At 53.7% G+C, this 14625-nt stretch carries 8 protein-coding genes; 4 read left to right on the forward strand and 4 right to left on the reverse strand.

Features of this window, described 5'->3' with window-relative positions; translation table 11 throughout:
- Positions 1–59: 59 nt before the first annotated feature.
- The 4 genes from QEH52_RS15350 (at position 60) to QEH52_RS15365 (ending at position 6408) form a co-directional block, all read left to right on the forward strand.
- Positions 60–2867 (forward strand): LamG-like jellyroll fold domain-containing protein, encoded by a 2808-nt coding sequence (locus QEH52_RS15350; RefSeq protein ID WP_308951630.1) that lies wholly within the window; start codon positions 60–62, stop codon positions 2865–2867.
- Between the two features lie 134 nt (positions 2868–3001).
- A complete protein-coding gene (locus tag QEH52_RS15355; RefSeq protein WP_308951631.1) occupies positions 3002–3817 on the forward strand; it encodes a hypothetical protein in 816 nt (271 codons plus the stop codon).
- A gap of 29 nt (positions 3818–3846) precedes the next feature.
- The gene (locus tag QEH52_RS15360) at positions 3847–4851 is read left to right on the forward strand and encodes a hydroxyacid dehydrogenase (protein WP_308951632.1); all 1005 of its coding nucleotides are present in this window, start codon (positions 3847–3849) and stop codon (positions 4849–4851) included.
- A 33-nt stretch (positions 4852–4884) separates the two neighbouring features.
- Positions 4885–6408: a glycoside hydrolase family 140 protein gene (locus QEH52_RS15365; RefSeq protein ID WP_308951633.1), complete on the forward strand. Its 1524-nt coding sequence runs from the start codon at positions 4885–4887 to the stop codon at positions 6406–6408.
- Here QEH52_RS15365 and QEH52_RS15370 read toward each other — a convergent pair.
- From QEH52_RS15370 to QEH52_RS15385, 4 genes are all read right to left on the reverse strand, one after another.
- Positions 6405–8576, reverse strand: a complete 2172-nt coding sequence (locus tag QEH52_RS15370; RefSeq protein ID WP_308951635.1) for a carbohydrate binding domain-containing protein — start codon at positions 8574–8576, stop codon at positions 6405–6407. The genes QEH52_RS15365 and QEH52_RS15370 overlap by 4 nt on opposite strands.
- 198 nt (positions 8577–8774) lie before the next feature.
- On the reverse strand, positions 8775–9581 hold the full coding sequence (locus QEH52_RS15375; RefSeq protein WP_308951636.1) for a hypothetical protein: 807 nt from the start codon (positions 9579–9581) through the stop codon (positions 8775–8777).
- Between the two features lie 9 nt (positions 9582–9590).
- Positions 9591–12896, reverse strand: a complete 3306-nt coding sequence (locus QEH52_RS15380; protein ID WP_308951637.1) for a hypothetical protein — start codon at positions 12894–12896, stop codon at positions 9591–9593.
- A gap of 195 nt (positions 12897–13091) precedes the next feature.
- Positions 13092–14003 carry a DNA/RNA non-specific endonuclease gene (locus QEH52_RS15385; RefSeq protein ID WP_308951638.1) on the reverse strand — a complete coding sequence of 304 codons (912 nt, stop codon included), beginning with the start codon at positions 14001–14003 and terminating at the stop codon, positions 13092–13094.
- Positions 14004–14625: the final 622 nt, after the last annotated feature.

Genomic DNA, 14625 nt, shown 5'->3' on the forward strand with positions numbered 1-14625 from the left:
CTATGATGAGAACACTCCCCACCTCTCGCCCTCAAGCATTCTGGCGCAAGTCAATATGGATGCTCCTCAGTTGCCTACTCGGCTGCCTGCAAGCACACGCGACCTTACTTCCGGTCGAACGCATCGCTCCCTGGCAAGATGCGGGTATCGCCGGCGGCATCCCCAACTATAGTGTGGGCGTTGATATCACCAACTACGGCGCCGTAGGCGACGGAGTGACCGACGACACGCAAGCGTTAAAAGATGCGATTGCTGCCTGCCCCGCAGGCACAGCCGTCTACATTCCCGACGGCAGCTACCTACTTAGCAGCACCATCTTCATTGATAAAAGCATTGTTCTACGTGGTGAAAGTCGACTCGGCACAATACTTAAAATGAATCACTCCGACGACGGGATTACCGTTCGCAACTACAGTAATTCGTCCGGTGAGATCGCGCTAACCGGTGGACTCTCCGAAGGCAGCACCGTCGTCACACTGGTCAGCACTCCTTCAAGCAGCTCATTTACACCGGGAAACATCTTAGAGATCAAACAAGACAACGACCTAAATGTGTATCAGCCGGGCTACAAAGGCTATGAGAGCTGGACCGACCGTCAAACAGCCATGATGAACGAAGTCGTGAGCGTGAGCGGCAATCAAGTGACTCTCAAGCACCCTCTGCTCATGGAGTTTGCTACCAGCTTCAATCCCACGATTCGCGCACAAGATCGCGTGTATCAAGCGGGCATCGAGAACTTAAAGATCGATCGCATTTTAGATGCAAGTTCAGGCGGCCACAACATCTACTTCTACGCGGCCGTGCAGTGCTGGGTAAAAGACATCTGGTCCGAAAAGACCTACGGGCACCACATCCAAGTCACCCGCAGCTTACAGTGTGAAATTCGCGGCAATGTAATACATGACAGCTGGCTCGACGCCGGTGGACAAGGCTATGGCATCGCCACCCAAGACCGCGCCACGCTAAACTTGGTGATCGACAATACCTGCAGTGGTCTGCGCCACTCCTATGTCGCGCAAGCCGGCGCTGCGGGCAACGTGTTTGCTTACAATTTTTCCCGTGATCCTTATAGCAGCCTCTGCGACCACTGCATCTTCGCCGACCTCTCGGCACATGGTTCGATGGCCAACCACACGCTGTATGAAGGTAATAAAGTGGTGCAAATCTTTCTGGATGACGTCCACGGCTCCAACCCATGGAACACAGTCTTTCGTAATTACGCGACCAAACCGGACCCCGGCTATCCTGGCATCCACCTCGAAAAAACCAGCCAATGGTGCAGCCTGATCGGCAATGTCAGCGGCAATATGGCCTCCACTGGACAAGCAATCAAAGTCGCAACAGAAGTCGAAGCGACCACAATTGTAACGGGCAATCTAAACGGCATCACCGGCGTGACTGAGTGGGATAGCAATGGCGAAGTCACACTCCCCGACTCTTTGTTCCTCTCCGCCAAGCCTGCATTTTTCGGTTCTAAGCCTTGGCCAATGTTTGGCCCTGAAATGGGCGTCGTCGACACCCTCCCCGCCGAAGATCGCTGGTATGCACTCACCGGCACCGCAGCGCCCGCAGAAGCCCCAGTCGCCACCACCCCCATCGGCTTCATCGAAGCACAGCTCTCGCCGGTAGCTTACTACAATTGCCAAGACGATGGCAGCCCACTCTTGAGTGATTTGAGCGGCAACTTCCTAAACGGCGACCTCAATGGCCCCACTTTTAGCGCCAATAGTAGCCATGACGGCAGCGACGCGCTCAGCTTCGATGGCAGCAATGATGAAGTGGTGGTCGGTGATCAACCGATCTTAGATTTTGACAACGCCTTAACGATCGCCGCTTGGGTGCGCACCAACGACGCGAGCTCACACCAGTGCATCGTCAGTAAAAACAACGCCTACTACATATACCTCTACGGCACTGGCAGCGGTGCCCGCCTGCGCGTTGGGCTCAGTATCGCTGGTAGCTGGCAGACCCTCACCACCTCAACTGCCAACACTGTGCAGAGTCACACTTGGACGCATGTAACTGCCACCTACGACGGCAGCTACATCCGCGTTTACCTCGACGGTGTGGAAATCGGCAACAAAGCCGCCAGCGGCAGCATCTCCAGCAACAGTAAAGACCTCGAAATCGGCACCCTCTGGAATGGCTACCGTTGGGATGGGGAACTCGATGACATCACCCTCTTCGACAGCGCACTGGATGCAAGCGACATCAACTTACTCTACACTGGTGACTGGCTCAACCCCTTGGTGCCGGCCGCAGTGGCCGACTACCGATTTGAAGCAGGCAGTGGCTCCACTGCAATCGACAGCAAGAACGGCCTAAATGGCAGCATCACCGGCGCTAGCTTCAGTAGCGATGCCGCGGAAGGCAGCTACTCCTTAAGCTTCGACGGCAGTGGCGATGAAGTCGTGATCGCCGATGCCAACTCGCTCGACATCAACAACAGCCTGACACTGGCCGCTTGGGTCAAGACCAACGACACCAGCTCCCACCAGTGTATCATTGGTAAGAACGCGGCCTACTACCTCTATCTCTATTCCGGCAGCTATGGCTCACGCATCCGCACAGGCTTGCGCATTGATGGCGCCTGGGTCACCAGTACTTCGCCCAATCAATCCACGAAATCGATCCCCGCCAATACTTGGGCGCACGTCGCGATGACCTACGATGGGAATGAAATCCTCACTTACCTAGATGGAGTCGAGATCAACTCGTTCTCACAGCAAGGCAGCATCGGCAGCTCCAATAAAGATGTCGAGCTCGGCACTATCTGGGGCGGCTTCCATTTTAATGGCTTATTGGATGTCGTACAAATTTATGACCTGGCCCTCTTTCCCGACGAGATTGTGGCACTTGCTCAATAAGCAGTCCCTAGCGCTAACATGTGTTAGAACCAACTACGATTGTCGTCAGAAGCAGAAATACGCATTCTTAAGGCTATTCCCACACAAGCGAACAAGCTATGTGCCGATCCCCACTTCAAAATAAAAAAAAATCGATGTCCCCACTCATCCACTCAACTCGCGCGCTCAGCGCCCTACTTATCGGCCTCTCCACTCTGGGCACCGTCGCCCACGCTGGTGTCGCTGTCGAATTTGATTCGAACAACGACTACGTCAGCTACGACTACGACTTCGAACGCAGCGCACAGACGCTATCGTCGAGTCCCTACTCTGCGATCTGCCCCTTCGATGCGCACACACCACTGCTACAAAATTCAGACTATTACCAAGGTCCCAGCCTATATGGCGCCTATCAGATCTCCAGTAGCATCACAGAAGGCCCCTTCTCGCGGCAACAAATCCGCAATCACAAGGGCAAGGCCGATGCGATCACGCTTCAATCCTACAGCGGCCAAAGCTGGGACGGCAGCGAAATCTCACTGTCGGCTCTCTTTCTGTTCAAACAAGCAGACTTCCTGCCAGACTTTCAACAAGGAGACTTCCAACTGGAGTCCTTCAATTGCCAATGGTCCACCTATTTCAAAGGCACGTCTCGCGATGTGACAGGCCGCTACCTGGTGCAGATTGGGGACGCGTATTACCTTTCCAATTACACATTCAATATGACCAACCGCGGCTCCAATCTGCTCTCAGCCGGCATGCTTGGCTCCGTAAAGTGGGCCGCTTACAATCCAATCGCTAAACTTAATTTCGATCAGGAGCAGGCCCAGTTCACTGAACTGGAACTTAGCGCAGTCACTGCAGTCGGCATCTATTTAGAAGATGACTATTGGGTCAGCGATGGCTCCGTATCTTCACCTTACCTAGTCAGCATCTATGGATTCAAGGCGTCCGGTACAGTTAAGCCGTAAGCGCCTAAGTTGAACACTGTTTATCGACTATGTTTTATCGTCCACAGAGTGCATATTTCCTGCGCAGTGATGCTTTGGAAAAAATATATTCCAAGTCTGAACAAGCGCGCATCGGGGAATTAACACAGGTCTACCCCACCCAACTGACGCTCGACAACTGGCGTGATCATAGAGAATCGCTCAGCCAGGTTGAGTATCTGCTCTCGGGCTGGGGCATGGCGGTCATGGATACAGAGCTACTCGATGCATTGCCCAATCTAAAATATGTATTCTACGGAGCAGGATCGATTCGTGAGTTTTACACAGAGTTGGCACAAGAGCGTGAGATTGGTATTTCCTCTGCTTGGCGTGCCAACGCAATTCCTACCGCCGAATTTGCATTGGCCACCATCATACTCAGTCTCAAACAGTTTTGGCGTGTTCAGCGCAAAGCCAAGCAAGATCGCAAATGGCAAAAGCCACTTCACGCCGCCGGCACTTATCAATCCACAGTCGGCATCGTTTCTCTGGGAGCCATCGGCCGAAAAGTAGCCCAACGCCTCAGTCAAGAGCATGAACTCAACTTACTCGCATACGACCCTTACGTATCAGTAGCAGACAGTTCCATCGACGGGCTGCGGATGGTCTCGCTGGAAGAATTGATGGCCAGCTCCGACGTGGTGAGCCTGCATGCACCCAACCTGCCAGAAACGCGCGGACTCATATCTCAGTCTTTGCTGCAGAGCATGAAGCCGCACGCCACCCTGATCAATACCGCTCGTGGTGACTTGATCGACGAGCCCGCGCTGGTGCAGCTGCTTAAAGATCGCCCCGAGTTGGATGCCGTGTTGGATGTCACCCTCAACGAATACGAAAACCAAGACAGCCCGCTCTGGGATTTGCCCAACGCCATCATCACACCACACATAGCGGGTAGCATCAACGGTGAGTGCCAGCGTATGGGTGCACTCATGGTCGACGAATTGGAACGCTACCTATCGGGGCTCCCCTTGAAGCACAACGTCAGCTCGCAGACCTTGGCACGAATGGCTTGATTCACAAAATCAAAGATCTAGTGTGACCGCTCGATGCACATTCCACGATACGCACCCCAATGGTCTGAAATCGAACTCAGCTGGACAATCAAACAGCCGCCCGCCGAGGCCTATTTCGCCGAATTAAGCTGTCGTTTCGAGCACGATGACGGCAGCCTGATCGAGCGCCCGGCATTCTGGGATGGAGCGGGGCAATGGCGCGTGCGCTTTAGCTCCCCCAAGGATACCGGTCAATGGCAATGGTCGCTACAAGCGAGCGCTCTGCCCGAATTAGACGGACAAACGGGGCACTTACAGGCCCAGCCCAGCGAAGCCACGCTCCCCGCTTGGCGACAACATGGCCTACTGCAAATGTCCGCCAACGGTCGAGGCGTCGTCCATGCCGATGGGCAGCCGTTTTTCGTTTGTGCGGATACCGCGTGGGCGCTCCCCTTTCGCGCCACACGCGAGCAAGTCGCACACTATGCCGAGATCCGAGCCGCCCAAGGCTTTAATGCCACACTGCTGATGTCGGTCCAACCCGATAAGATCCGCCCCACAGAAGCACGGCCCAATGGATGGGACGAGGGCTTTGGCGATTTAGCCAACAATCGGCTGCGCGAGAATGTGCCTAGTTACTTTCAATATTTGGACGGGCTGATTGACGAACTGCTCGCCCACGGGATCGTGCCCGTCTGGCAGCCCATCTTCCACGGCTACGGCTGGCGTGGCGGCCCCACCGCAGGCCCCACACTACCGCCGGCAGAAGTCGCTTGGTATGCGCGTTATCTTGTCGCACGCTATGGAGCACGCCCCGCACTTTGGTTGGCTTGCGGCGACGGCTTTGGCATCGAACCCACCGTGGCCGCCGCTGGCGAAGCCTTTGAGCAGTTTGACGCCTACCAACAGCCCACTGGTTTACATTACGCTCCCCACGCCAGCGATCAGGCACATTCCACAGCCAGCTGGGCGGATTTTCATTGGTGCCAAACCGGGCACAGCGGCGAACACCAGCCTGAAAAAGTGGCTTGGATGTGGGATCGACTGCCCCAGAAAGGCATTGCCAACGGCGAGCCCTCCTACGAGGAAATGGGCCAACGCGGCCGCGCCGCCGGCTGGTGGCAAGGCGAAGAAGCGTGGCGTAATCTCTGTGCCGGCGGCACCATGGCTGTAGTCTATGGCGCAGGCAGTCTTTGGCAGTGGCGACAGTCGCTGGCCGAGCCGGATCAGCCCTGGACCATGGCTGAAGGCTGCACCTGGCAAGATGCTCTGAAATTTCCAGGCGGGGGCCACGTCGGACGCGTGCAACAACTCTTAGCCGGGCTCCCGATCCACCAAGCCAGCCCCAATCGCAGCGCCAGCCTCGGGCGGCCGGGGCTATTACTGCCCAATGAATTCTACATCAGCTACCTGCAAAACGGTGGCGAAACCATGATTGTCGACGAACAAGTGCCCCTAGCCTGGACCGCCTACAACGCCCAAACCGGCGCCATATTGGCCCAAGGCAAAAGAGGCGCCAGCAGTCCGATGATTGGCAGCCCGCAGCAGCTGCCGACAGTCATTATTTGCAAGGCCTAGTTCGATTCGAACTCCTTTAGCTCAGCCTGGGTAAAGGTCCACTTGCCCTTGCTAGGAATCGTCCGCAAGTTCTGTCCGCTGCCACCAAATCGAGTTTCGTTATACTTCAGATTATAGCGTCCCTGCGCGGTCACAGTCCAGTCCGCTGCCCCGATGTACCACTGGTCCGTTTCAAATACGGGCTCACCGTCGATCTCATCGTATTGTGCCAAGTAGTCTAAGAGCTTCTTAAATTCGATCGTCCCCGACATCTGGCCACTGCTATCCGGCGCACGCACATCTTTACGAATGATGTTATAGGAGCACTTTTCACCTTCATCTCCTGGAGTGCGACGAATGATCAAATAATCGGATCCGTCCATGTGTAAAACGGGGCGCCCATCTTGATTGACCGCTGGCATGCCATCTCGAGCTAATTCGGGCGAGACAACTGTCCATTCCTTATCAACGTTACTGGCGATATAGTCTAGATTGGTAGGCTCCACCATGCGGCGCCAATCAATCAGGCCGCTATCATATTCGTGCACAATAATGTCGATGCGTTGCGCCCCACTAGCAGCAGCTTCCGCCTTATTCTGAATGTGCCCGGTGGTGTCTTGGATCCACATGGTATTGTTGATCTTGATCGGCCCCTCGGAACCACATTCAAAGTAACCGGCAAAATCCCATGTCAGTGCCTCCTCCGAAATTGTATTAATCTTTTTGGTACCATAGCCCCAATGTCCGCTATGCTCATCGTTGGGGTAACGATTCGAGCGCAGCGCATTCGCGCGTGAAAGTCGTATATTAAACTCTTGGTGCGTGTCGTAATAATTAATGTCCTGCGTATTATCCCACCAAATACTGACCGGCAAAAGAGATTGGTTAAATCCACTAGGCACGGGCTGATTCACTAAGCTCGAATTATTAGTCGGAGTAAAATCAATCGAGATATCGCCATGCCAAATGCCGGAAGTAATCCAACGACGTATGCCATAGCAGTAGCCGAGCTCAGTCTCACGATAATCAATATTACGCCCAAGTGCGCTTCTCCAAAAGTCCTGAGTGCCACTCGTCCAGTAAGCAAAATTTCCCGCCGACGAGTAGGTATAGCTACCGCAGTTGCCACAACTACAGACAGGGTTTTGCACGCCCGTGAACACATCCACGGAGCCGACTTGTCCTGATACGGTCGCCGTGACATCATCTAATAACATTGCGCTCTGATCAATCGGGCCCTCGACGTAAACGGAGAGACTATCCAGGCTCCCATTCCAATCTGCGGTCCAAGAGCCTGCGAGCTCCGTCCAGGACCAACCATTGGTCGCTGCTGTAGCGATGGGCTCCCAGGTCCAACCGTCGTCATCCTCAAGCACCACATACATGCTCGAACTCGACGAAGCGCTTCCGTCTTTCAGCTTGATCCTTGCGCCCAAGTCGATCGTTTGTCCTTGCGCGATCATTCCTAAGAGACTCTGACTCAATCCATATTCGTAGCTACTAGATAGACCACTCACATGGGCGCTGCGACTACCGCTGTGACCTTGCCACTCAAGCACCGCGGTCGCATTATCTGTAATCCAAGGATCTACATTGCCAGTCGAGCTCTCCATGTCTGGATTGATCAACAGCTGTGTTCCCGCAGCCGGTGGACTGAAAGTGCTCCCGCTCACATTGGCAGTGACATCATCGATCAACATCTCGATCGCAGCGTCGGGGCCCGCCACGCACAGTGACAGGTGCTCCAGTGTGCCAGACCAATCTGCCATCCATGTGCCCTGTAAATTGGTCCATTCCCAACCATTCGTGCCCGACTCCGCAACAGAGTCCCAAGCCCAACCATTGGCATCCTTCTTGAGAATTAAAATTTTGGATTGTGCGCTCTGCGAACCATCTTTCAGTTTCACCCAAGCTGAAGCACTTAGGCTTTCTCCGAGACTGATTTCACCTTGAATATCTTGCCGCACACCAAAGTTCGAACCGGCACGATCTTTTATATACAGACTACGACTACCGCTCTGCCCTTGCCACTCAATCGCTCCGGTTGAATTATGTGGAATCCAGGGAGTGTAGCCCCCATTCTCTTCGAAACTCGTATTTTCTAGTATTTCACCTACACTGGAGTGGGTCAGCGCAGTCAGCATGATAGCTGAAGCGACAATGCGGCCGGGGCTCTTACGTATCTTCATGGTCTATTATTTGGTTGGGGTGAACTGCATCACATGAAGCCGAAGCTCAAAGAGTCACGCAGCATAGAATAGAGTTTTTAATTCATTGAATCGATCAATCATCGATTGAATAAAAAACTGCTGAAGTAGTTGGGTATACTCAGAGACAATCCATAGGCCCGATCAAAGTCGATTCACTTATTGTTGCGAATACGCCGATCACCGACTGCTTGCATGTATCGGAGCTGTGGGTACTGAACGATCTTGACCGCTGGAAACACTGTCATTGATACTAAAATATCGAAGCGACGGAGCCATCAGTGCGCTGCCTTCCGCCATGCCCCCCGCACCTTGACTATCGGCTGCAGATGCCATGCCCATCGCTGCAGCCAAAGCGCCTCGAGTCACCACAGCCAGCCCTGTCACGCGCTTGTTGGGCAACAAGGCGGTGCGCTTATTATAAATGGGCTTCCACTCCTCATTACCATCTTTGTAAACGGTAATAATCTTCACAGTGGGCAAGCGTGCGCTCAGCTTCACCTGCACGACTTGAGACTCAAAGGGCTGTAATTGGAGCACATCATCCCCCACCTTACTATTGATCACAACCGGTGAAATATTGATCAGTCGGTAAGATTGACTGGGAAACTGCGTCCAATCATCCCCATAAAAATGTATCTGAGCCTGCCCGTTGGAAGCGATACGGTAGATGCCCAAGACGGAACGCGCCCCCTGAGGTATGCGACCGCGCACGGCCAGCTGATAACTCGCATCTTTGCCCGACTCCGACTGACGGTAGAGCGCAAGTTCGCCCGCCTCATTCACGCTCGCAGAACTATAGTTCGAGCTCGCATACAGCGGCACAGTCACTGGCACATAAGAGCCCCCCTCTCGCAGATACAGTCCATTGGGAGAGCTCTCCACCCCGAGAAAGCGCACATCTACAGTACGCGCGCTAGTCCAAAGAACTGGCAGTAGCCAGGCGAATAATAATAATACAAGAGTGCGATGGTTCAAAATAAACATGTTTAAAGTTTAGAGTGAGGATTCATCCAAAAAACGGATATCAACGACGGTGAACTTTCGTCCCACCAATTGGTTGTAGGAACTCAGTGTGCCGAGCACTGCGGATGCATCGGGCGCATCTTTGGTATCCACGTATTGAGGGCTTCGCTGCACGACGGCCTCCACATAGGCTTCCGCGCTTAACTTGCCTGAAACGGGATCGAGCACACTGCCGTAAGCACGAATGGTAAAGGTATCGGAGCGCACGCTGAGCCCAGGCGCCAAGGATTGCAATAAATCCCCCTGTAGCACCCAACCGGGCATCGTGCTGGCCGAACTGGCCTCTGCTAAAGTGCTGCCCCCCTCTTCGGACATGATCGGGCCACTCCCGAGGTGCGCTTGATCCACGACACCTTCTGCCTCAAGCCGTGCAGCACGACCGGGATCTTCCCAGCTTTCGCGGCTCGCCATATTGTCAGGGTCCACCGAATAGGCCGCAGCAAACTCAAGGTTCAGGGTGCGATCGAGCGCGGATTGCAGCGCCCCCGACAAGCCAAAGCGAGCATCTGCAGCACTACTCGAAACAGTGCGCCGGTTCACAAAGTCGGCCATCGAAACAAAAGGTCCGCGCGCCTTCACCTCTGCGACGATCGCTTCCGCAAGTTCATACAGTTTTCGCTCCGCGTCGGGGTCATCTTCGATGTGACGCCAGCCGGCCCAGGCCGCAGCGTCTTGGCTCACCCCATCCACCACGCCTTCGACATAGGCTTCGTCCTGCTGCAGGCTGCGGGGAAAGATGCCCTGCCCTGCACTTTTAGCTCCAAAATCAAAGCCGCGAAAGCTGTTCAATAAGCTATACCACGCGGCGACTGATGTGGAGTTTACGTTAAACGCACCATCAATGAATAAATTTTCCGCGGCCGCGCTCGCAGAACTGCGCAGCTCCGAGTCGCTCACATTGGTAGCGACGGGCACTAAGCGCTTGTTTGGCAGACTGTCGAAATCAATCGTAACCTCATCCGCCTGTGGAATACTGGAAAAGAAATAGCGATCAAAGAGCGCCTCGTTGAGTCGATAGGATAGATCTGTAAAATCGGCCCCCGCATCACTGTTCTGCGTGGACTCGCGCGGCACTTGTGGCGCCGCATAACTATTGCCGATGGCATAGGAGGGGGAATAACTCATCGAGTCCAAACTGGCATCGTCGACATAGCTATCTTCAGTCCAACCGCCGGCATTAAAATGCTGCAACTGGCCCAATGAGCTCAAGGCAGGTTGTAAGCTTTGGCTGTCCAGCACAGGGACATCAAACAAGACGGCTTGCAGCACACGTGCCGCGGGATCGTCACCACTAAAGTTGGTGCGGGAATAGCCTGCCGCCCAAGGGAAGCGTGGCTCATCGCCTAAGTTAGGCACGGTAACCCAATCAAACCAAAGGCTACCATTCGGACGCTCGATAAACTCGTAACCCACAGGATGCCTTTGCGCCTCCTTATAACGCGCCATTCGCGGCGCACGAATGTTATAGTCGGTGCCCCAACCATCGTAGCCCGAATAGAACAAGTCCACATCCTGATTGACGGCGCTATGCATGGCATAATTGAACGAGAGCGAGGTGGAGCGCATCGTCTCGCCCGGGTCGCGGTTTTCGCTGACATACACAAAGCCATCAAACTCAAACAAACTTTCGGGCAGCGCGTCGATGGCCCAAAAACCATGATAGGTGCTATACTGATTATCATGCGCGACACCCGCCACACCAAAGCGTCCGATGTCCTGGAGAATCTGTTCATCATCCCCCAGCGCCGCGGAAGCGCCCAAATAAGTGCGCATCCAATAAGCGCCTACATTATCAACACTCATATACATCTGACGCAGTCTGGGATTCGTCGCATTGCCGTCTTCCAACAAATCGCCACTCACTGTGCCCGCATTTTGCATACGTATCGAAGTCAGCCCAGCATCGTCCGCCGCAGTAAAAACAAATTGCTGCGGCGTATTCGTGGCATAGCCCTCATAGGGTGCATAAAAACCACCACTCCCGGCAGTAAAGCTATAGCCGTAGCTGACATGATCCGTGGTATCCAAGGTAAAATACAGTGCTTCGCCGGGTTGCAGTGTGACCTCTGGCACCACGAAGACTAAATTCTTCAAATAGTCATCCATCGACTCATCGATCAAATCAGTCACGCCCACGCCTGATTGCTGATACGAAACTTGCAAACGAGCGGCGGTGTATTGATTGAATCGAATACGATAATTGGAGACAGAAAGCTCCGTATTATATGGGTTTGCCAACACAAACCACGGGCGCATGTGCCCATATATTTGGTAGTTGCGCTCAGCCGGATCACTGGGCGTGCCAGCCGCATAATTATTCTCCACAGTAAAACCAAAGTTCATATGCAGCATCACTAACAAAGGGTAGACTCCATGGCTATCGGCCTCCTGCGCACGCGCTGTAATGGTATCACCGGATCGTTCATAGCCCAATTGATAGAAGCTCTGCAATTGCTCCCAAGTTACACGATCCAGTGCGCTCCCACCGCCGGGGCTGATTGCGCCCGAGGGCGCCTCCGCAGGGTTTTCAAAGTAATAAGTTAAGTCTTTCTGCAAGCCACCCTCACGCGTATTCGTTAATAGCCCACGGCTATAAAAACTCACATCATGTAGGTAGTCGCTCAAAGGTTCCGCGAGTCCATTATCTAAAATCGCAGCTTGTGACGGACTGATTATTTTGCGCAGCCCCGAAACGAAATCTGTATCCGAGTATGCATAATACGGTGCAAAGGCTTCCAGCGCTTCCACCCCATAGCGCCCCGAAACTCCCAGCCGCTCTTCCGGCTCCGTCAATGCATCACGAAAATGGCTGGACTCCGTCAGATTAAATTTAGCCTTCACCCCCTCGTCGCCGACCCACCAGGCCATCTCGCCCGAGGTATGATTGCCCGCACTCAAGATCGAAACAGGCGCCGCCTTCACCGCTTCCACCGCGCCCGATTGGCGCGCACTGACCAATTCTGGCCAGGTCGCATCCGTGCGGGTGCTGCTTTCAAAACTCGCCTCATCCACACCTGAGGCCAACACTTGCAAGGGTGCCCCCACTTGCCCCGGTGTCAGCTGCGAATCCCACACCAGCGTGTAATTGGCCTTAGTCGCATGCACCTCTTCTAGAATGGCCGCATTCGCCGTAATACGTTGATCTGGCCCTGCAGCTACCTGCAATTCTCCCAGAGCCACCTGCATGCCCAACAAAGCATTATTCTGAGCCAGTAAGCGTTGCAGCGTCATTTCGCTGCTGCGGGTTTCCACTTTGACGAAAGTGATGATAACCAAAAGCAAGACCAATACAAAGGCCATTAACGACAGAGCAATGACTAGTGAAAAACCTGAACTTTTAGTTTTCGACCGTATTAAGGATGCAGCTGGTAGAATCGAATCATCTGGCATGCCCCCACAAAATCCACAAGCTTGTGGAAGCTGCAAGCATCGGCTCGTTGCGAATAGTTTCACGCAGCAGCCGCCTAAACACTACCACAAGCGCTTAGCCAGATCAGCTTCGAGGACCGCTTCCACGGAGTCGTCGAGTGCCGACAAAAAGTCTAAACCAGTGGCCGCTTCCACGGTATCGATACTGACTAGATGCGCGGCCAACTTTTCATCTGGATCCGTGCCCTGCTGCATAATAATGGCCAATGCACGCAGTCCATCCGGCTCCACCACGTCCACAATGATCTTGAAAAACGCCGCCGGAATTGCCACACCACTGCTTAACTGCCGACTAGAGGCATCATAGATCGGTCCAGTGAGCACCCAGAGCTCTCCATAGTCTCTCAAGTAACGCTTAGCGACCATTTGCTCCAACTCCTTCCAAGGCCCTTGATTAAGTTCAGGCCGCTGAGGCACGATATTACTCATCAAAAAAGTCTCTTTCTGTGCACGCTCCCCAAAGACAGCATCGATCGCATAATTCGGGGCCATGTGCCCGCGATCATAGCCCGAATTGCTATAATCATAATGATCGACTCGTGCACGCGTACGTCGGTCAACATCAAAACTCTCTGGGCGCTCCGACGTATTTGCATTTTCACTACGCTGCAAACGATAGGCGACCCAATCCGGATTACGCAAGGACTCATTGTAACCGACCAGATACCCCTCATTCTTTAAAACTTTGACCGGTTGATCCCCCACAGGCACCCCCGCAAAAGTATAACGATCCGCGCCCTCGATATCGCCCACAGCCACCACATTACCTAAAGAGGCTGGCATTTGCGAAATCACCCAATTCAAGATTTCATCCACGTCCCCATTGGTCTGTTTTAGTTCGATCAAAAAGTCCAAGCCCACAATCGCAACCTCCTGCGAACGCCGCTGCATCGCCTCATCTTGCTTCGAATACCAGAAGCCAAAAATCACCGCCACAACCACAAAAAGCAGCATCGCCAATTTACAGTTGCGCCAAAGCCGGCCCAGCATGCCGAGCTGCCGGACCCGTCGTTTAATTGTCCCTCCACCTGCCATAATCAAAAAAAACAAGCCACAAAAAACCATTCCCCGGCGAAAGCAATACACGAACTCACGAAAATACCCTCCCGGGTCGATCAAGATACCAAAGACAAAATGAACAGGCAAGCAGTTCGACGTTTACGCCTTAAGTAGACGAGTGCTTTAGCCTCGGTTCATACCTCCTGTTGCCCTCGGCTCCGCTCATATGCAAACGGGGTCTAAAGAGCCCCGCAACTTGTTATGAGACATGCCCGAGCAGTGCTAGCACCTAAACACACCTCCGCGCGTTGCGCATCAATAAGGTCGCGAAACTGTGCCGCGGCACATCTGAAGTCACCCGTTTAACGATACCCGCCACGCGCATCTGTAAGATTTGTCGACTCGCCTAAAACCATTGCCAGCGCCAATCCTGAGCCGCATTTCGGTGCTTATACCCATTCGAAAAAAGTTTGGTCCTAATAGATATGTCTTTTGTAACCTCAGAACCGGGGCGGCGATGCCGATATTTCTTTTGTAACCTCGGTTCTCAGAACCGGGGCGGCGATGCCGATATGTC

This window comes from Thalassobacterium maritimum (assembly GCF_031127805.1).
Classification (GTDB): Bacteria; Verrucomicrobiota; Verrucomicrobiia; order Opitutales; family Coraliomargaritaceae; genus Thalassobacterium; species Thalassobacterium maritimum.